This window comes from Atribacterota bacterium, assembly GCA_028717805.1.
In the GTDB taxonomy this organism is placed as follows: domain Bacteria; phylum Atribacterota; class Phoenicimicrobiia; order Phoenicimicrobiales; family Stramentimicrobiaceae; genus Stramentimicrobium.
Genome location: JAQUNC010000023.1, coordinates 1 through 17,975, shown reverse-complemented (window position 1 = coordinate 17,975; position 17,975 = coordinate 1). Strand labels below are relative to the sequence as shown.

Sequence of the window (17,975 nt, the reverse complement as noted above, 5' to 3'; positions counted from 1 at the left end):
ACTTAAGGTAGATAATTAATCTATATTTTAATTTATTTTATCCTGAGGTTCATATTATCAGGTGGTAATTGTCCTCATTATATTCAAGGGGAATTCTTCCCCTTGAGAACCCCTGAAATACATCTTTTACTTAAGGTAGATAATTAATCTATATTTTAATTTATTTTATCCTGAGGTTCATATTATCAGGTGGTAATTGTCCTCATTATATTCAAGGGGAATTCTTCCCCTTGAGAACCCCTGAAATACATCTTTAATTTAAAATTGAATTTTTATTCAATATGTCTTATAATAACATAAAAATTATCTAAACAGAAAGTGTCATCCGTAAAGCAATTCCATCTACTTGTAAATTGAAATAAATAAGTCTAGTTTCAGGTAAGCATTATATTAAATACATATATTACATTCTAGCAGGTTAAGGGAAGTGTGGTGAAAATCCACCGCAAACCCGTTACTGTAAAAGGTACCGAAAGCTGCTTGATGCCACTGGAATTAAAATTCCGGGAAGGCGCAGCAATTAGATAGCCTCAAGCCAGGAGACCTGCCTGTTAGGAGTTCGCTACACTCTTTCGTGGTCAAAGAGTGTGTTCTTTGTTTTTATAATAAGGACTACTTTCAAAAAATAGTAAAGAGAGGAAAACGATGCCCAAAAAAAAGACAATTTATTTAGTTTTATTATTAATATTTTTTATACTCATACCTTTATCATTATCAGCATGGGGAAATTCACAGGATGATCTGTTTCCTATCACTCTTATTGATGACCTTGGCACAGAAGTCACTCTGATTAAAAGACCGGAAAGGATTATCTCAGCGGCTCCCAGTAATACAGAAATTATCTTTGCTCTAGGATTGGAAAGTAAATTGGTAGGTAGAAGTGAATTTTGTAATTACCCTCCTGGTGCAGAAGAAATTGAATCTATTGGAGTAATGTCACCCCTAAATCTAGAAAAAATTATCTCATTAGAACCAGACTTATTTCTCTCTTACGGAGGATTCCAGACAAAGGATATACCCAGACTAAGGGAGCTGGATTTTAAAGTCTTATTAATAGAGGCAGAGTCATTAGCAGAAATGCTGCACAGTATAGAATTAATTGCTTCTGCCTGTGGTATACCAGAAAAGGGAAGAGAACTTATCACAGATTTACAGGAACGCATAAGTGTCATCACCAACCTGAGTGCTATTATTCCGGAAATTCAAAAGCCAAAAGTTTTTACTGGCTCCAGCTATGAGACCATCTGGAGCCCGGGCAATGGTACGCTGTTTCATGAATTAATTACCTTGGCTGGGGGACTGAACATTGTGGGAAATCAACAGGGATGGGTACCCATCAGTCCTGAGCTGGTTGCCCAGGCTGAACCGGACATTATTATTATTCCCAGTGGCATCATGAATCCTGATGAGATTAGCAAAATGAAAAATGATATTATTAACCGTCCTGGCTGGTCTCGGCTACCAGCTGTTAAAAATAATCAAATCTTTACCGTAAATGAAGACCTTTTTTATCGGGCTGGTCCTCGCCTGGTAGACGGATTGGAATTATTATATGAAATCTTCAATAAAACCAGAAAATAATATTCTATATGGGTATTCCAACTGGCGATACAAAGCCATTTTTATTATAACTATTGGATTTTTGGCTATACTGATAATCGGTTTTACCGCTCTTAATTTTGGCACCATTGCTATTCAACCACAAAAGATATTATCCATCATCTGGCAACATAGAACAGATGATAGTTTGGGCCTTATCATCTGGGAATTGAGAATACCAAGGTTAATTATGGCTATGCTAACGGGAATGGCTTTAGCCAGTGTGGGAGGTGGATTTCAGGGGATTTTAAGAAATCCGCTTGCCGATCCCTACATCCTGGGAGTCTCGGCAGGAGCAGCCTTAGGGGCTTGCTCTGCTATTGCTCTGCAATATATTACTGGATTATATCTGGTGCATATTTTACCGGTTTTTGCCCTAATTGGTGCCTTGATTTCTATTTCTTTAGTATATCTTTTATCTCGAAAAAAATCTCATTTGCCTATGGCTGATTTATTGCTAGCTGGGGTAGCAGTTAATTTTTTCTTTTCAGCAATAATCACCCTGCTTTTAGCTATATCAAGGCGAGAAATACACTCAATGGTATTCTGGCTAATGGGTGATTTGTCAACTGCCAGCTGGCAAAAGGTATCCTTTATTTTTTTACCGGTATTTTTGGGCACCCTGCTCTTAATCTCCTCTTCCCTGGAGCTAAATGCCATGGCACTGGGAGAAGAGGAAGCTTTACACCTGGGGGTGCAGACTGAGAAATTAAGACTAAGGATATTTTTTATTGGCTCTGTCATGATTGCTATTGCAGTCTCTTTTACCGGACTGATTGGTTTTGTGGGATTGGTGATTCCCCATATTGCTCGTTTGCTGGTAGGACCTGACCACCGTATTATGCTTCCGGTATCAGCTTTAGCCGGTTCTATCTTTTTAATAATTTGCGACACTATAGCACGCAGTATTATCGCTCCGACTGAGATACCTATTGGAGCAATTACCGCTCTGGTTGGTGCGCCAATTTTTATTCATCTGCTTAAAAGGAGGAATGAAACTGATGAATATTAACCATACATCAATTATTTCTCTGGAAAATGTTAGTTTTTCTTATAATCAGCAGCTTGTGCTTCAGGAGATTAATTTATCTCTATCCCCAGGAAAATTCATTGGGATTATCGGACCCAATGGTTCTGGTAAAACAACCATGTTAAAATTAATCTCTGGAATTCTTACACCCCAAAAAGGTAAAATCCAGATTTTCAATCAGGATATCAGAACAATACCCAGAAAAAAAATAGCTAAAATAATCTCGATGGTACCACAGGAGTCCAATATTGCCTATAATTATAAAGTAAAAGAAGTTGTCTTTATGGGGAGAATACCTTATATCAATCAATGGAAGGGAGAGACAATTCTTGATTACCAGATCTCCAGAAATGCTATGGAAAAAACAGATTCTCTACGTCATGCCGAAAAAGGAATTCACCAGATTAGTGGTGGAGAGATGCAGAGGGTATACATTGCCAGAGCACTGGCACAATCACCCAGAATACTTATGCTGGACGAATTTGCTTCTCACCTGGATTTGAGTTATAAATATGAAATTATTAATATTCTCCAGGAAGCCTTAAAGAGAGAGATTATGTGTATAATATCTGTTTTCCATGACCTTAATCTGGCTAGCTATTGTTCAGATCAGCTTATCTTATTGAATCAGGGGAAAATTGAAAAGATAGGAACTCCTCAGGAAGTAATTAATAATCATACTCTGAAAAAAGTATACCGAACCAGGACTAATATTATACAACACCCGAAACTCTCTATTCCCCAGGTTATCATGTAGTTTGATATTCTATACCATACAGTAATAATAAATAAGTTTTACAATTGATGAATTGCCATTTCTTCCATTTCTGCCTGAGGTACCACCAAGTGTATATAGTGAATGAAATCATTGAAATGTTCACGTATTAACGGCTCTTCTATCCCGGGTGGCGCATATACCGTATATAGTACCCTGTTGGTGTCCTCAGTTATCTGTGTTCGGTTATCCGGACCATAGATAATGCTGGAAATAATTCCATCTCTATCTGTCATCATCATATCTCCTTGTGGTAATTCCTTTTCCATGCCTTTTAACAAGCGATATCGTTCATTTCCTTTGGACAGATCCGCACCAATTGGCAGGACAATTGAATCAAGGTCATGACCAGCGGTAAGCAATAGATTTTTTAATTCTGCCATAAACATAATAATTACTAGAGGGATCGTATTGGGAATGGATTTCTGTTTCCAAATAACGGATTCTAATTGCAGCAGGACATGATAAGTTTTTTTAAACTGCTTGTAGTACGTTACATAGCTTTTGATGGGCTCTAGCAGAATGAGGTCTGAACGACTAAAATCCCTGTACTTCTGTCGTAAACTACCTTCCAAATCTCCTTTTATTTTTCTCAGGCTTATCTCCCCTGCTTCTCTCACTCTCACATTTTTGAAAACAATCTCTCCAATCCATCCTCCCGGATAAGCTGTTTTTAACTGCTCAGATATTTGTAACATGGATATTTCTCTTCCCAACCCTTTCTTTTTTCTCTATTTTATAAGTGCTATCTTGCTTGTTCAATTCTATAAATTTGAGGAAACTCACCTTCCAGTGTCATTTATCTTTTGTTATACGGTCTACCATGGATTACCCGATTAAATTATTTATCTATATTATATCAATATTAAATTGATTATAAGCAGACTTTTTTTCTATATTTTTCTATATTATTGATTCTTCCTGGCTAATGAAGTTTATCAGCAAACTTTCTCTTAAGAAGTTCAATTTATTCCAGCAATGTTGTTGGTGGGTTACAATGTTTCCTTTGCATCTCTTATTAAAAAGAAAAATCCAACAGGGTACACATCGTTGAAAGGCTTGGCAGGTGTGTTTTCTACATTGTATGATTAAGATATTATAAGTCAATTTTAATTTATTCTTATTAAAAATAAGACTGTTATATTGCATTTATCATTTTATTTTATTAAACTTAAAAAAGTTAGAGTAATAATTGCTGCAGTAAAAATACTCTCTTTTTTGCCTGGCATAGATAAACAATACAATAACATAATAATCAATATATTGTAATGTTTTACAATATTAAAAATATAATAAAAGGAACTAATTTTGGTTAAAAGTCTCTTAAAAAATTATTTAAAAGAACTCAGCAATACCTACCAGCATGGAGATGCCCGCGAAGAAAGTTATTACCAATATCTCAGTATATTAATCAGAGAGTTAGCTGACCTTTTAAAAGTCAAAAATATCGATGTGACTACACTTCCCAAAAGGACCGAAGCAGGTAATCCAGATTTTCGTATCTGGGATGGCAAAAACCATATCACCGGTTATATTGAAGCTAAAGATCCTTCCAATACTAATCTGGATATTATAGAAACCACTGAGCAGTTAAAACGTTATTTGTCTACTTTCCCCAATGTTATTCTAACCAATTTCTATGAATTCCGCCTCTATCGGAACGGAGAAAGAATCAAAGAAGTGATGATAGGCCGACCAATATTGGCCAGGAAATTACAGGCTCCTCCTCCGGTAGAAAATACTGCTGAATTTAAAGAACTATTTGAAATTTTCTTTTCTTTCTCTCTACCCAGTATCAAAACTGCCCGCTCCCTGGCTATTGAACTAGCCAAACGTACCCGCTTCTTACGGGATGAAATTATTGTCGTTGAGCTGGCTGAAAATAATGGAAATGATAAAGGACATAAACAGATTAAAGGCTTTTATGAGGCTTTCCAAAAGTACCTCATTACTACCTTAACATAAAAACAATTTGCTGACCTTTATGCCCAAACCATCACTTATGGACTCTTTGCGGCACGTACCCGGGCAAACGGAGAATTTAACCGTAAAATTGCCTATGATTATATTCCCCGCACTATCGGTATCTTGCGTGATGTTTTTCGTTTTATTTCCCTGGAAGATCCGCCCAAATCTCTGCAAGTCATTGTAGATGATATTGGCGAACTTTTATGGGCAACCGAAGTAAAGAAGATACTGGATGAATATTATCAATCCGGCAGGGGAAACGATCCCATTATTCATTTCTATGAAACCTTTCTATCCACTTATGACCCGGGTATCAGGGAAAAACGCGGAGTCTACTATACCCCGGAAACGGTAGTAAATTATATTGTGAAAGCAATTCACTCTATCTTAAAAACTAATTTTAATTTATCCGATGGTCTGGCAAATCCGGAAGTCAAATTACTTGATCCGGCCGGTGGCACACTGACCTTTCCAGCCAAGGCTATCAATCTGGCTGCAGAAGAATACAGGTCTAAATATGGTAAAGGTGCGCTGCACCAGTGGATTAAAAACCATATCCTGAATAATTTTTATGCCTTTGAATTGATGATGGCTCCCTATGCCATCGGTCATCTCAAGATGGGCTTTATCCTGGATGAGCTGGGCTATCAACTCGCAGAGGATGAACGATTCAAACTCTATTTAACCAATACTCTGGAGATGGAAGAAATTGAACAAATGCCTATTCTGATATTTACTTCCATAAGTGAGGAAAGCCATTTAGCCGGCAAGATAAAAAAAGAACAGCCGATCCTAGTTATCCTGGGCAACCCGCCCTATAGCGGCATCTCTTCCAATGTCAATGACTGGACCGAAAAACTGCTCAAAGAAGATATTGAAGGTTGCCAGAGTTATTACAAGGTGGATGATAAACCCCTGGGAGAGAAAAAGGTTTGGCTACAGGATGATTATGTTAAATTCTTACGTTTTGCCCAGTGGAAAATTCAAACATCAGGTTCCGGAGTTTTGGGGATGATCACCAATCACAGCTACCTGGATAATCCTACCTTTCGGGGCATGCGCCAGAGTTTAATGAAAACATTTGATGAAATTTATATTCTTGATCTACATGGCAATAGTCTGAAAAAAGAGACTACTCCGGAAGGCGGCAAGGATGAGAATGTCTTTGATATCAGGCAGGGTGTATCCATTGCCTTGTTTATAAAGAATAAAGATAAAAAAGAACCAGCAATCTATCATGCAGATTTATATGGTTTAAGAGAGGAAAAATATGACTGGTTAGATGAAAATGAATTTAAGGTAGAAAATTATGCAGAGTTAAAACCAGTTTCGCCCTGGTATTTCTTTATTCCTAGAAATGTTTCGAAAATACAAAAATATTTAAAATGGAAAAAGGTTAATGAAATATTTCCGGTAAATGTAACAGGAATAGTAACAGCAAGGGATAGCTTAGCAATTGATTTTGATAAGAATTCTCTTAGAAACAAAATTCAAATGTTTAGAAATCCAAATTTACCGGATGATCTTATCAAAGATAGCCTTAATATTGGTGAAAATTATCAATGGAAAATTTCAGAACAAAGAAGAAAATTTAGAGAGGTAAATGATTGGGAAAATTATTTTAATAAAATTTTATATCGGCTCTTTGACACAAGGCATATTTATTACCAAGATAATATTGTCTTTAGGTGTCGGTTTGAAGTTATGAGAAATATGTTAGAAGAAAATATTTCAATATGCTATGCAAGACAATATTCTGGCAATGATCAATATTCGCAGTTTATTATATCAAAAAATATGGTTGATAATCGTACATTTTTCAGCAGCAAAGGTATTATTCAACAAGCTCCGCTATACTTATATCCAGATTCTCGAAAGAAAAATCTTTTCAACCATCATAAGACAGAAAAAGAACCCAACATCTCTCCTGTCATATTTAAAAAATTAGAAGAAAGCTACAAACAAATCCCAACTCCAGAAGAAATTCTCTATTATATCTATGGAATTTTTTACAGCAATATCTACCGGGAAACCTATGCCAAATTCTTAAAGATTGACTTCCCTAGGGTTCCCTTTACCTTAGATGAAAGCTTGTTTCGAGAAATGGGCAAACTAGGTAAACAATTAGCTGATCTGCATCTCCTGAAAAGTCCCTTGTTTGATATACCAGTTGCCCGCTACCAGGGAGAAGGGGACAATGACCGTATCGATAAAATTGACTATCAGGAAAACGAACAGCGTATTTATATCAATAATGACAAATTTTTTGAAGGCATTGTACCTGAAGTTTGGAATTATTATATCGGTGGATACCAGGTATTACCGAAATACTTAAAAGACCGCAAAGGAAGAATATTAGAAGACGCACCACATTATTGCCGCATTGTCACTGCACTACAAAAAACCATCGAAATCCAAAAACAAATTGATAATCTTTACCCGGAAATTGAGAAAGATCTGATTGGGTTTTGATAGATAAACATTATTAAGAAAGGCGTATATATGGATAGCAAAAAACCGTTGGGTACTTATTTTGAGAAATTAAACAAGTAAGTTTTTAAGAAATAAGAAAAGGAAAGGTAGAATATATTTTAAGATAAATATAGCTTACTTTTAACAATAAAAACGGAAAAACCTCCAAAATATATTGGAGGTTTTTAATACTCTTTATACATCTAGTCTATAATATATAAATAACTATCACCGGTAAAACCGGTTTAATTAAATATTACCATGATATAGATTTTATATAAAGATAATATTCCAGGGAAAGAATAGGCAGGGCACAAAATATAATACTGTGACAAGTTAAGACAAGTTAAATGCCTTTAGCTCCTCTTGGCACAAAACTTATTTGTAAATCTGTATTACAAGCTTTAGCAATCTTATTTAATAGTTTTACGCTATAGCTATTATAATTAGAATTCTCATAACGAGAAATTGCTGACTTAGTACTTTCAATGCGCTGAGCTAACTCTTCCTGAGTTAAATTAGCATTATGTCGAACTTTGGCGATTTGTTCTGCAAGACATAAATTTTTATATTCTTCATCAAATTTTTCTCGAAAATCTTTATCTTGCATTAATTTGTCCATATAAGTCTTAGTTTTTTTCATAGTAATTACCTCCTATAACCCTCGCAATATAGTCCCTTTTTATATTTTTAGCTTTTTCTAAATCATTTTTGCTAACTTTTTGAGATTTTTTCATATAAGCATTAGTAATAATTATTTTCTTTTCTTTATAAAAAAAGCTAAAAAAACGATGTTCTTTCGGTTTAAACTCAAATATTTTTTCATCTGAATCTACTTTCCTGACTTTTGTTTTATCAAAAAGTCTACCGTGATCAGCAATATACTTTACCAAGGCCGCCAATTTAACCTGTACATCCTTTTTTTTCATTTTCGAAATATTCCTTAGCAGGCATCTTGCCTGTCTCGGTAAGGTAAAATTCTACTTGAAATTTATCTCCTTGGTAAAAGATATAATCTTCTTTTTTAGGTAATGTCATTAAACATCCTTCAATATAATTGTTAGCATAATTGCTAACATTTGTCAAGAATTATTTTTATCTAAAAACAATCAATATTAATTTTCAAAATACTCAGCAATTTCCTTAATTGCCATTCTTCTTTCTTTTAATTTCCTGATCTCTTCAAAGCGTTTTAAGGCTTCATTTTTATTATATTTCCGGATCAGTCTTTCTCCATCCTGGGTAAAAGGCAATATTCCAAGCTCGGTATAATATTTTAGCGTGCTTTGCCTAAACCCGGAAACTTTGGCACCTCTATGGATAAGATGATATCATTTTTTGATTTTTTTGTGTTCATACAAACCAACTTTTTTTAAAAAATAAGGTCCTCTTTTCTGCTTCTTGTAATTATGATTATCTGAAATAGAAAGAAAAATTAGTGTAAAAACCTCAAAATTTCACTCCTTCGAATGTTTTGTAATTGTTTGACAAGTCTTCTTCCATTTTAATGTGGTCATTGTAAAATTGCAACCTTTCCAAGATTCTATGACAGGTATGCTGAGCAACTCTCAGGAGATCACCTTTGCAGTTATAGTTGTTTCTACAAAAAAGCATCGTCTTTGAAATTATTCTTCTTGAGATAATTTTTATATTCCAAGAAAATATTTTGGTCTATCCCCTTCTCGGTAATAAAATCAAGGGAAACATGACCCTGGTTTGATAACCTTTGTTTGTTTTGCTATTAATATCTAAAAAGTAAAAATTTCTTTGCTTTCTAAGCATCAATAAGGAAATAAAGTTCTGGAGAAGAATTTTCTATAGAGGCAACTACTCGATTACTCATAGCTATATCTTCGTTAATAATTAATACTTGTTGCTTATTAAAGAGTATAATTGTAAGAAGATAATGTCAGATTTATTTTCAAAGATAAATATTGTGGTATATAATGTTGTATACAATAATCTTAAGTACATAATAATGATAAAACAATCTATATATTTTACTTCAATTAAACAACCTAAGCCTTTTAAACAACATAAATATAAGGAGAAACTTGATAAAAATGCATAAAAACCAATCAAATGATATGCCTAAGGTTTATATCATAACAATAATATCTCTAGGTTTGGGTATACTTTTTGATTACCTTTTCTACGATAAAATTCCTGGCATTTCATTTCTTCTATACATTCTTTTGATTATAGCAGGCCTTTTTATTATGGCAAGAATCACTCAAAAACAAATAAATAAAGAAGTTTTTACACCTATCATATTGCTTGTATTTTTTAGTACAATGATTTTTGTTCGCTCCAACGACTTACTAATCTTTCTTGATATCGTTACTTCGCTAATATTATTACTTGTTATTGCTGAAATATCTTTTTATAGCAAATTGAAAAAGCCTTCCCTTCAAGATTTTTTAAAAATCTTTTTTCTGCCTTTTAAATTTTTTCAGCTCGCATTCCAAACATTATCAAATATATTTTTACTACGCGGGGTAAAAGAAGATAGAAAAATATTATCTCAAATTCTAAGTGGAATTATAATGACAATCCCTGCTCTTTTTGTATTTCTCTTATTATTTTCTTCTGCAGATCTGATTTTTCAAAAATATATTTCAGAGATATTAAGTATTGAAAACGAAATGGAACTATTTTTAAGATTTCTTTTAATCTTAATAGTTACAATTGTTTTTATCGGTGCTTATACTTATTCATTCCGGGAGGAAGGTGAAACTATCATGCCACAGAGCAGCAATAAACACGCTGTTGGGCAGATAGGAAGCTCTATTATCCTGGGCTCAATAAATATTTTATTTTCCATTTTTATAATTGTTCAAATGACTTATCTTTTTGGCGGTGAAAGTAATATATCAGCTCAAGGATTTACCTATGCCGAATATGCACGTCGAGGATTTTTTGAATTAATAGCAGTTGCTGCTATCTCTTTATTCTTACTTTTAATTGCAGAAAAATATGTGATTAAAAAAGAGGCTGAACATACATTAAGTTTTAAGATTTTAAGTACTGCACTTGTTACTCAGGTAATATTAATAATGGTCTCCGCTTTTATCCGCTTATCTCTTTATGAAGAAGCTTATGGATTTACTACTTTGAGGTTCTATAGCCATGCATTTATTATTTTGTTAGCAGTTATTTTCTGTTTACTTTTTTATAAATTTTTTCAGGACGATAGGGAAAGTGCTTTTACACTTCGTGTTTTGATCTCGGTAGTATTGTTTATAGCTATTATGAATTTACTAAATCCTGATGCATTTATTGTTCGAAGGAATATAGAGAGGTTTGAAAGGATTGGTAAGATAGATATTGATTATTTAGGTTCCCTGTCAGATGATGCCATACCTATTACTATTAATGTATTGGATATTCTGGATGAGGACATGAGAAAAAGCCTGTCCTTCATATTATATCAACATACTCAAAATAGAGACTCTTTTTATTATTCACAATGGCAATCTTTCAATCTGTCACGTATAAGAGCAAATGAAATTCTTAAATCAAAAATCCATGAGCTTGAAGCATATAAAAATTTACAGTAGTATTTTTTACTAATCTCCTTCAGTGTAACTTAGGTAGTTTTTACAGTAGAAACGCGACAAACAAACAATTATTTTCAATATACTCATACCATTATAGCCCTTCAGTAATCTACTGAAGGGCTATAATCAGAAATTATTTTTATAGATATAGATTTTACAATTCTATTTCTCTAGATTAGGGCCTTTAGGATATCTTTTATCTCAGAAAGTGAAAAGCGATATTCTGTCCTCAGGTCATTTAGAGTATTTTTAGTTGTATATTCTTCCTCTAGCTTGAAGGTCTGGATAAGTTTGGTTAACAAATTATCCGCATCAAGATCCCAGCGTACCGCTATCTGGGCAATGGTCAACTCCTGTAATTCAGCAGCATTGATCTGCAGTTGAACACCATTACCATCACCTATGCATTCACAATTACAATTTTCTTCACAATTTTGATTGCATTCTTTTTCGCATTCTTGTAATTGGGTCTTCTTCTGTTCCTGAAGCTTAGTGGGGGCATTACCCGGTTCTTGCACTCTGTTCTGATTCTTCTTCGGTTCATGTATCTGAACCTGATTTCCCTGTTTCGCACCTCCTCCGGACATGCCGCCATTACCTGGACCGTTCTTGGCTAAGGCTATCACCGTTAGACTGCCGATGATCAGTGCAATGACCAGTATAGTTACTGTACTACGTAATAAATTTTTAATCTTCATGGATATTTTCTCCTCCTTTAATATTGACTTAAAATCTTTACTTTCCTCTATCTATCTATACGCAAACAAGAATAATTTTCTTTCATTGTAATAATATTTTTAAAAAATTATTTGGTCAAATCATTCCAATTCACTAAAAAGAAATATATTTTTTATTAAATACAAAAAGGTCGGCAATCTGGCTGCTCTATAACCTATCACTTGATGTTTTTCCTTTTTCCCTGCTGTGATAGTTGATTCTGTTTTAGTTCCTGAACATCGTTACTGCCATCTTCAAATTTAGTAAGTTGTTTCTGCTGATGTTTTTCCTGTAGCAAAAGTTCTTGTGATCCTGAGACCTTCTGCTGGAATCCGTTCCTACCTTTCCCCTGATGACCCTGAGTAGTACCATGTGCAAGAGCATTGAGTAGCAAGAATACGGCAAGCAGGATCATCGCTGTAAAAATAATCGTTGATCTGATGGCATGGGTATTCTTCATAATTTTATCCTCCGTAAATCTTATTTAATTTCTACTTTCTATACGCAAGAGGAGGAGATTTTCTTTCATAATTTTTTAATTTTTATTATTTGAAGACAAGAAAAATTCCATTTTTTCTTTTATTACAGAGAATTCTAGATCTCGTGAGGTAATAAAATCCCTGATAGAAACTGTTTTATCTTCAGGAACATCTAAGCCGGTGATCTCTTTAAATGTTTCCGAATCAATCTCCATGGTTATAATCTCAGCAATTGTCATTCTTCCGGTAATAGAAATATCATTCTTTTCTTCTTCCTGGTTAACAGGCTCATTGTTGGTATCCTCTTTAACTTCAGCAATCTCCTTACCGGGTTCAATAGGAACCAGGTCAAAGGTGTGCTTTATCCAGTAATCTTCTTCCTCCTGGGCTAATTTATTCTCCCTGATCAGATAATTGACCGCAGTTTGAGGTAAATAAAAGGTCTCTTCTGAAGTATAGGGAATATCAGAAAAAAGAGAGACAAAAACCTTGACCGTATCTGTTTCTACAGCATACTCAGCCCCTTCGATCTCCATTGTTTGATAGATTTCTTTCAAGTCCTTCAGCTGAAATGTGGATGGATTAATATCTGGTTTTAAATTGAATGCTTCAATAATCGCCTCTGACGGAACCTGATAATAGGTCTCAACTTCTTTCAGCGTAGAAGACCCTCTGATATCGGCAATATCATACATATCCTCGGTTAACCTTGCTGGTTCAGCCGAACGGGAGGTTTCGAAGAGACTCATCTGGCTGGCTATTCCGATACCACCACCGATAATAACGAGAATGGCTATCAATATATGAATATGACTGATTTTCATTTCGCACCTCTCTATAAAAAATTTTATTCAGTTAGTTTTTACGTAAAAACCCAAAATAAAGAGTATCCTTCACTGGACATGTAACCTCATCGGTGCAAAGCAGGCAGGAGATGCACTGATGATTACGAATAATTCTTTTATCCGATATCTCAATATTAATAGGACAAATATTATCACATTGTTTGCAGTTGATACAGGTTCCTTTATTGCGTCTTAATGGAATTATGCGAAAGAGATTAAATATCCCCAGTAATGCCCCTAAGGGACAAAGATACTTACACCAGGGGCGTTCCACAAACAAGGACAGGATTAACATGATGCCCAGCATAATGAGGGCAGATAGCGTGACATCATCTGACCAGAAATTAAACAGGGCAAAATATGGATCAATATTCAGAAAAACCAGGGTCAGTTCCCTTGTGGTAATATAGATGACCAGGATAAGGACAATGTAACGCATATAACGCAGCAACTGATCTGTCTTGGGAATGATAAATCGGTTATATTTTTTCGGGAATATTCTTTTGCCAATTTTCCCTACAAACTCCTGTACCGTACCAAAAGGACATGCCCACCCGCAGAATACGGGTCCGAAAATCAGGGTCAGTAAAAGAACCAGCCACATTAGGGTGAAGGAAGACTGATGAATCTTTCTGACAAAAATCCCTTGGGTAAAATAGGTATAGGCGGTCACAACACCCCCGAAGGGACAGATGGCATGCAAAGAAGGTGATCCGATTAGAACAGGTGCTAAGCCCTGTTCAACTCGGTAATGATTGTAACTTATCATAACTATGAGCATTAAGAAAAATACCTGGACTATAATCCTCAATAAATAGTTCTTACTTTTCTTCTTGGACATGACAGCATACTCCTTTCTATCACTTAAACTATACTGTTTTTTTGATTATAAAAAATATTTCATTATACTATTGTAAATAGTATTTTAAAAATCACTCTATTTTAAATTTTTTTAAAGAATCATCTGATATTTGTTTAGATAAAAATCTAAAGACAGCTACCTTTTCTAATTCCAATGGGGTAGCTGTCTTTCTATATTTACTGCTTCTATCAAATCATTTTGAATAGAAATACTTTAGAATTTAAAATTCGGGTCGGTGATGGCTCCGCCGGATTCCTGCCTGCTGGCTGCAATGCGATCATATTCCTCCTGGGTTAAAAATTGGGCTTCATAAGTCAGGTTGTAGCGCTGTAGCTGTCGGTCAAAAGCCCTGAGGTGGTTTCGTGAACCCTTCAGTAGATTCTGATAGACAATTTTGATATCATCATTGTCTGTCTCTTTAATCAACCGTTCCAGGTCATAGATATCCAGGTCTTCAATATAGGCACCTACCAGGATGGCATCCTGGATGGACCTGCTTCCCTTAGCCACCAGTTCATCATAAGCTTTTTGTAGTTCTCCATTTTGGAAGACACCGGGGATATCCTCTCCCACTGGATCTTCCAGGTTATAGCGGTCTAAAAGCATTTTCATGGCATCCATATGGGTTGTTTCACTTCCCTGACCTATAGACTCAAAGGTTCTCAAGTTCCATTTTTCATACAGGGCAGTATAGACTTCCCTGGCTAACTTTTCCTCTTCCCGCATCAGCAGTATTCCCTCGATCTCTTCACTGGACAAGGGACCTGTTTCCATGCCCCTGATCGTAGTGAAGATCCCCCTTTCAAAAGTGGCATTCGTTCCCTGGGCAAAGATGCGGACCATCACTAAACCGGTTATGACTAAAATCACCACCAGAGTAATGATGCCTTTTATCGTGCTTCTCATCTTCATTTCTTTTTCCTCCGAGTGAGATTAATTTTTCCTTCTACCTTATATACGAAAATAAAGATGGTTTTCTTTCAAAATTTAAGAAATAGAAAGTAATATTTCAGTATGTGTAATGATTGGAAATATCTTCAGATTTTATGTTGTTAGTGATATTTATTTTTTACCTTTATCTCCAACTGGAGCTATCTGATAAGCCATCAAGAGATTTGCTTATTACTGTTAGACCTTTTCCAAATGGTGTTTCCAATCTACTGCCATTAGAAATTCCATCAGTAGTCATAACAATTTCCTGCCTTAATCTATGACTTTGCATCCAATCCTTTCTGATGTTTTTTCTTTATTAACTTTTAGATATACTTGATACTTATTCTATTTTAAATATGCTGATTTATTTTTCTTACCTTTTTCCTTATCTTTTCCTTTTCCCTTTTCTTCTTTTCCAACACAGCAAGTCATCAAAATCACCTCACTTTCTTTTAAAATAGAATCAGAATAGCATTATCTCATCATAGAAATGATTTAAATTATTAGTATTTATTTAAATTTTCACTAAAATACTGAAGCTATCCAAATACCTGCATAATGTGTTAAAAGTATCACTATTATGGCAACCACAAGATGCTCCAGAACTACTTTCCAGGCGTTTGAGTCTTGTTTTTGAGATAACAAAAAACTAAGGATTGATAGCAAAGAAAGACCTAATATCACACTAACGATTACTGCTGTTGAAAGATCAAAATATAATACAGGAAGAATAAATAAAGAAGCAAAAATAAATTTAGCTAAAAAAGTGAAAATTGTTGATTGCCAAATTTCTTTATCTGCATGCTTTCCCTCTGATTCTTCTGAGATATGAATTCCTAAAGCATCCGAAAAGGAATCTGCTATCGCTATGGTTAGTATCCCACCGATAACTGTAACCTTGGATTGTGTCCCAGAGCTCAATCCAACTATAAGGCCTAATGTGGTAATAATACCTGAGGTGATTCCAAAAGAAAAACCGACTTCTAATGAATGTTTATTAATCATACAAATCCTTTACATATAATAAAAAGTTATCGTCTAATATAAAAATATTAAGTTAGTATTATTGAATTATCCTGGCTAATTAGCTTGAATACTGAATATTAAATAAAAAGACATATATATATAAATAAGCCTTTCTTATTCGTAACCAGTTATTTATTTTGGTCGCCTGCCAAAACTGATTAAGATCCTCATCCACCACCGCCAGGTATATAAACATTTACAGTAGTACTTTTTGTTATATCACCTTCAGTGTAATTTATAGTAATTTTTGCGATAGGAACACCACAAGCTGATGATACTGTAATAATCCCATTAGAAACTGTAACGCTTGCTACACTTGATTTATAAGTACAATCATCGAATTCTATAATTGCAGAAGAATCATCATCATAATGTGCAGCAATAGAATTAATTGTAGCTGATTGTTCCTTATTAATAACCATACTAGGTAGAGTTTAATTATAGAATAAAAAGTTTTTCCTTCACTTTTTTTGCAACCAACTCTCATGTTTCTTTTATAAATTATTTAAGTATTCTAATCGCAGCATTTTATATTACTTTTTATGATTTCTTTATAGTCCTTTAACACATCATGTACCCAGCAATCATCGCTTCCGGCACTCTCTCTAAAAGTTAAAGCCAGGATATAACTAATTTCTTTTAAAGTAGCTCCTGCCTCTAATGCGCCTTTAAAGTGCTTTTTAACACAGGGAGTAGAACGATTTTTAATAGACAAAGCTAAACAAATAAACTGATAAGTTTTTTCATTAATCATTCTTTTTCCCTGATACATATTATCAATTTCATCTAATTTATCAGTAAATTCCGGAAAATATTGGGATAATAATCTCATTATAAAACCTCCATTACCTTAATTATTATTTATTTATGATGTAAATGAATTTATTGCTTTTTTAATTTCTTCTACAGACAAAATCTTGCCAGGGCTTAAAACCTCATTATCAATGACCAGGGCGGGAGTCATTATTACCCCGTACTCGGTAATCTTATTCAGATCTTCTGTCTTGATAATTTCTGCTTCAATTTCCAATTCTTTAACTGCCTGCTGGGCATTCTGAAATAATTTCTTGCATTTAGGACATCCCATCCCCAAAATTTCAATCTTCATCATTTTTCTCCTTTATTTTTTATTCAGTTTCATTGAACCAGAGATCCATAGACCATACCGCTTATAGTAGCTATAATAATAACCAAAGATAGATAAGTGACTGTTTTTCTTGTTCCTATAACGCTCCGGATGACCAGCATATTGGGTAAACTTAAGGCCGGACCAGCAAGTAATAGAGCCAGTGCTGGCCCCTGTCCCATACCGGAACCGATCAATCCCTGCAGTACAGGCACTTCAGTACATGTGGCAAAATACATAAAGGCTCCCACTATAGAGGCAAAAAAATTATCCCCGAAAGAATTCCCTCCTACTAGAGAAACAATAAAACGGGAAGGAATTAATCCTTCTTCTCCAGGTCTACCCAATAGAAGCCCGGAAAAGAAGATGCCTAAAAAGAGTAAGGGCATAATTTGTTGGGTAAAATTCCAGGAAGATTCCAGCCAGGGAATCATCTCCTCTTTCTTAAACCAGTAAACTAGAATATAAATAAACAATAAGACAAATCCGATTGCTAAATACCATTTATACTGGAAAATCATAGACCACAGGCTCTCATCCCCTGTTTGCGGTTTAGCCCAGTTGGCAAAGACCATAAAGCCGA

Annotated in this window: 22 protein-coding genes and 1 riboswitch; of the genes, 6 read left to right on the top strand and 16 right to left on the bottom strand. The window is 34.6% G+C overall.

What is annotated here, in order from left to right; all coding sequences use genetic code 11:
- The first annotated feature begins 359 nt into the window (after nucleotides 1–359).
- Nucleotides 360–567: riboswitch (cobalamin riboswitch) on the top strand.
- Between the two features lie 78 nt (nucleotides 568–645).
- Genes PHD84_06380 through PHD84_06370 form a run of 3 tightly spaced genes read left to right on the top strand, consistent with a single transcriptional unit; the run spans nucleotide 646 to nucleotide 3,386 of the window.
- Complete coding sequence (locus PHD84_06380; GenBank protein ID MDD5637424.1) at nucleotides 646–1,581, top strand: cobalamin-binding protein; 936 nt, start codon at nucleotides 646–648, stop codon at nucleotides 1,579–1,581.
- On the top strand, nucleotides 1,553–2,611 hold the full coding sequence (locus PHD84_06375) for an iron ABC transporter permease (protein ID MDD5637423.1): 1,059 nt from the start codon (nucleotides 1,553–1,555) through the stop codon (nucleotides 2,609–2,611). Before PHD84_06380 ends, PHD84_06375 begins: the two co-directional genes overlap by 29 nt.
- On the top strand, nucleotides 2,601–3,386 hold the full coding sequence (locus tag PHD84_06370) for an ABC transporter ATP-binding protein (protein ID MDD5637422.1): 786 nt from the start codon (nucleotides 2,601–2,603) through the stop codon (nucleotides 3,384–3,386). Before PHD84_06375 ends, PHD84_06370 begins: the two co-directional genes overlap by 11 nt.
- 38 nt (nucleotides 3,387–3,424) lie before the next feature.
- Here PHD84_06370 and PHD84_06365 read toward each other — a convergent pair whose 3' ends face one another.
- Nucleotides 3,425–4,102, bottom strand: a complete 678-nt coding sequence (locus tag PHD84_06365; GenBank protein MDD5637421.1) for a phenylalanine--tRNA ligase beta subunit-related protein — start codon at nucleotides 4,100–4,102, stop codon at nucleotides 3,425–3,427.
- Nucleotides 4,103–4,712: 610 nt separating this feature from the next.
- On the opposite strand from PHD84_06365, the gene PHD84_06360 reads away from it, so the two are divergent.
- Entirely contained in the window at nucleotides 4,713–5,369 is a 657-nt protein-coding gene (locus PHD84_06360; protein ID MDD5637420.1) for an adenine methyltransferase, read from the top strand.
- Between the two features lie 123 nt (nucleotides 5,370–5,492).
- Nucleotides 5,493–7,844 (top strand): N-6 DNA methylase, encoded by a 2,352-nt coding sequence (locus tag PHD84_06355; GenBank protein ID MDD5637419.1) that lies wholly within the window; start codon nucleotides 5,493–5,495, stop codon nucleotides 7,842–7,844.
- Between the two features lie 346 nt (nucleotides 7,845–8,190).
- On the opposite strand, the gene PHD84_06350 is transcribed toward PHD84_06355, so the two are convergent.
- The 4 genes from PHD84_06350 to PHD84_06335 all read right to left on the bottom strand — a co-directional run bounded on the left by PHD84_06350 (nucleotide 8,191) and on the right by PHD84_06335 (nucleotide 9,166).
- The gene (locus PHD84_06350; GenBank protein MDD5637418.1) at nucleotides 8,191–8,487 is read right to left on the bottom strand and encodes a helix-turn-helix transcriptional regulator; all 297 of its coding nucleotides are present in this window, start codon (nucleotides 8,485–8,487) and stop codon (nucleotides 8,191–8,193) included.
- Entirely contained in the window at nucleotides 8,474–8,773 is a 300-nt protein-coding gene (locus PHD84_06345; GenBank protein MDD5637417.1) for a type II toxin-antitoxin system RelE/ParE family toxin, read from the bottom strand. The genes PHD84_06350 and PHD84_06345 overlap by 14 nt, the downstream gene beginning before the upstream one ends.
- Complete coding sequence (locus PHD84_06340) at nucleotides 8,748–8,882, bottom strand: hypothetical protein (protein MDD5637416.1); 135 nt, start codon at nucleotides 8,880–8,882, stop codon at nucleotides 8,748–8,750. The genes PHD84_06345 and PHD84_06340 overlap by 26 nt, the downstream gene beginning before the upstream one ends.
- 77 nt (nucleotides 8,883–8,959) lie before the next feature.
- The gene (locus PHD84_06335) at nucleotides 8,960–9,166 is read right to left on the bottom strand and encodes a MerR family transcriptional regulator (protein ID MDD5637415.1); all 207 of its coding nucleotides are present in this window, start codon (nucleotides 9,164–9,166) and stop codon (nucleotides 8,960–8,962) included.
- Between the two features lie 897 nt (nucleotides 9,167–10,063).
- Between PHD84_06335 and PHD84_06330 the strand changes: the two genes are divergently transcribed.
- Nucleotides 10,064–11,404, top strand: a complete 1,341-nt coding sequence (locus PHD84_06330; GenBank protein MDD5637414.1) for a DUF4173 domain-containing protein — start codon at nucleotides 10,064–10,066, stop codon at nucleotides 11,402–11,404.
- A gap of 170 nt (nucleotides 11,405–11,574) precedes the next feature.
- Here PHD84_06330 and PHD84_06325 read toward each other — a convergent pair whose 3' ends face one another.
- The 11 genes from PHD84_06325 to PHD84_06275 form a co-directional block, all read right to left on the bottom strand.
- Complete coding sequence (locus tag PHD84_06325; protein MDD5637413.1) at nucleotides 11,575–12,102, bottom strand: hypothetical protein; 528 nt, start codon at nucleotides 12,100–12,102, stop codon at nucleotides 11,575–11,577.
- Between the two features lie 197 nt (nucleotides 12,103–12,299).
- Complete coding sequence (locus PHD84_06320) at nucleotides 12,300–12,581, bottom strand: hypothetical protein (GenBank protein MDD5637412.1); 282 nt, start codon at nucleotides 12,579–12,581, stop codon at nucleotides 12,300–12,302.
- Nucleotides 12,582–12,656: 75 nt separating this feature from the next.
- Nucleotides 12,657–13,424 carry a hypothetical protein gene (locus PHD84_06315; protein MDD5637411.1) on the bottom strand — a complete coding sequence of 256 codons (768 nt, stop codon included), beginning with the start codon at nucleotides 13,422–13,424 and terminating at the stop codon, nucleotides 12,657–12,659.
- Nucleotides 13,425–13,455: 31 nt separating this feature from the next.
- Nucleotides 13,456–14,286, bottom strand: a complete 831-nt coding sequence (locus PHD84_06310) for a 4Fe-4S binding protein (protein MDD5637410.1) — start codon at nucleotides 14,284–14,286, stop codon at nucleotides 13,456–13,458.
- A 234-nt stretch (nucleotides 14,287–14,520) separates the two neighbouring features.
- Complete coding sequence (locus PHD84_06305; protein ID MDD5637409.1) at nucleotides 14,521–15,219, bottom strand: DUF2202 domain-containing protein; 699 nt, start codon at nucleotides 15,217–15,219, stop codon at nucleotides 14,521–14,523.
- Nucleotides 15,220–15,382: 163 nt separating this feature from the next.
- Nucleotides 15,383–15,529, bottom strand: coding sequence for a hypothetical protein (locus PHD84_06300; GenBank protein ID MDD5637408.1), 147 nt, complete (start codon nucleotides 15,527–15,529; stop codon nucleotides 15,383–15,385).
- A gap of 236 nt (nucleotides 15,530–15,765) precedes the next feature.
- Nucleotides 15,766–16,245, bottom strand: coding sequence for a hypothetical protein (locus PHD84_06295; GenBank protein MDD5637407.1), 480 nt, complete (start codon nucleotides 16,243–16,245; stop codon nucleotides 15,766–15,768).
- A gap of 188 nt (nucleotides 16,246–16,433) precedes the next feature.
- Complete coding sequence (locus tag PHD84_06290; protein MDD5637406.1) at nucleotides 16,434–16,688, bottom strand: hypothetical protein; 255 nt, start codon at nucleotides 16,686–16,688, stop codon at nucleotides 16,434–16,436.
- Nucleotides 16,689–16,780: 92 nt separating this feature from the next.
- A complete protein-coding gene (locus tag PHD84_06285; protein ID MDD5637405.1) occupies nucleotides 16,781–17,098 on the bottom strand; it encodes a carboxymuconolactone decarboxylase family protein in 318 nt (105 codons plus the stop codon).
- A gap of 33 nt (nucleotides 17,099–17,131) precedes the next feature.
- The gene (locus tag PHD84_06280; protein MDD5637404.1) at nucleotides 17,132–17,374 is read right to left on the bottom strand and encodes a thioredoxin family protein; all 243 of its coding nucleotides are present in this window, start codon (nucleotides 17,372–17,374) and stop codon (nucleotides 17,132–17,134) included.
- A gap of 29 nt (nucleotides 17,375–17,403) precedes the next feature.
- The coding region (locus tag PHD84_06275; GenBank protein MDD5637403.1) for a permease at nucleotides 17,404–17,975 on the bottom strand (572 nt) is incomplete at its 5' end.

What these genes read in the sequence shown, in the direction of transcription:
- PHD84_06380 (MDD5637424.1), top strand. Translation starts at nt 646, where the DNA reads ATGCCCAAAAAAAAGACAATTTATTTAGTTTTATTATTAATATTTTTT.
- PHD84_06375 (MDD5637423.1), top strand. Translation starts at nt 1,553, where the DNA reads ATGAAATCTTCAATAAAACCAGAAAATAATATTCTATATGGGTATTCC.
- PHD84_06370 (MDD5637422.1), top strand. Translation starts at nt 2,601, where the DNA reads ATGAATATTAACCATACATCAATTATTTCTCTGGAAAATGTTAGTTTT.
- PHD84_06365 (MDD5637421.1), bottom strand. Translation starts at nt 4,102, where the DNA reads ATGTTACAAATATCTGAGCAGTTAAAAACAGCTTATCCGGGAGGATGG.
- PHD84_06350 (MDD5637418.1), bottom strand. Translation starts at nt 8,487, where the DNA reads ATGAAAAAAACTAAGACTTATATGGACAAATTAATGCAAGATAAAGAT.
- PHD84_06345 (MDD5637417.1), bottom strand. Translation starts at nt 8,773, where the DNA reads ATGAAAAAAAAGGATGTACAGGTTAAATTGGCGGCCTTGGTAAAGTAT.
- PHD84_06340 (MDD5637416.1), bottom strand. Translation starts at nt 8,882, where the DNA reads ATGACATTACCTAAAAAAGAAGATTATATCTTTTACCAAGGAGATAAA.
- PHD84_06330 (MDD5637414.1), top strand. Translation starts at nt 10,064, where the DNA reads ATGGCAAGAATCACTCAAAAACAAATAAATAAAGAAGTTTTTACACCT.
- PHD84_06325 (MDD5637413.1), bottom strand. Translation starts at nt 12,102, where the DNA reads ATGAAGATTAAAAATTTATTACGTAGTACAGTAACTATACTGGTCATT.
- PHD84_06320 (MDD5637412.1), bottom strand. Translation starts at nt 12,581, where the DNA reads ATGAAGAATACCCATGCCATCAGATCAACGATTATTTTTACAGCGATG.
- PHD84_06315 (MDD5637411.1), bottom strand. Translation starts at nt 13,424, where the DNA reads ATGAAAATCAGTCATATTCATATATTGATAGCCATTCTCGTTATTATC.
- PHD84_06310 (MDD5637410.1), bottom strand. Translation starts at nt 14,286, where the DNA reads ATGTCCAAGAAGAAAAGTAAGAACTATTTATTGAGGATTATAGTCCAG.
- PHD84_06305 (MDD5637409.1), bottom strand. Translation starts at nt 15,219, where the DNA reads ATGAAGATGAGAAGCACGATAAAAGGCATCATTACTCTGGTGGTGATT.
- PHD84_06300 (MDD5637408.1), bottom strand. Translation starts at nt 15,529, where the DNA reads ATGCAAAGTCATAGATTAAGGCAGGAAATTGTTATGACTACTGATGGA.
- PHD84_06295 (MDD5637407.1), bottom strand. Translation starts at nt 16,245, where the DNA reads ATGATTAATAAACATTCATTAGAAGTCGGTTTTTCTTTTGGAATCACC.
- PHD84_06290 (MDD5637406.1), bottom strand. Translation starts at nt 16,688, where the DNA reads ATGGTTATTAATAAGGAACAATCAGCTACAATTAATTCTATTGCTGCA.
- PHD84_06285 (MDD5637405.1), bottom strand. Translation starts at nt 17,098, where the DNA reads ATGAGATTATTATCCCAATATTTTCCGGAATTTACTGATAAATTAGAT.
- PHD84_06280 (MDD5637404.1), bottom strand. Translation starts at nt 17,374, where the DNA reads ATGAAGATTGAAATTTTGGGGATGGGATGTCCTAAATGCAAGAAATTA.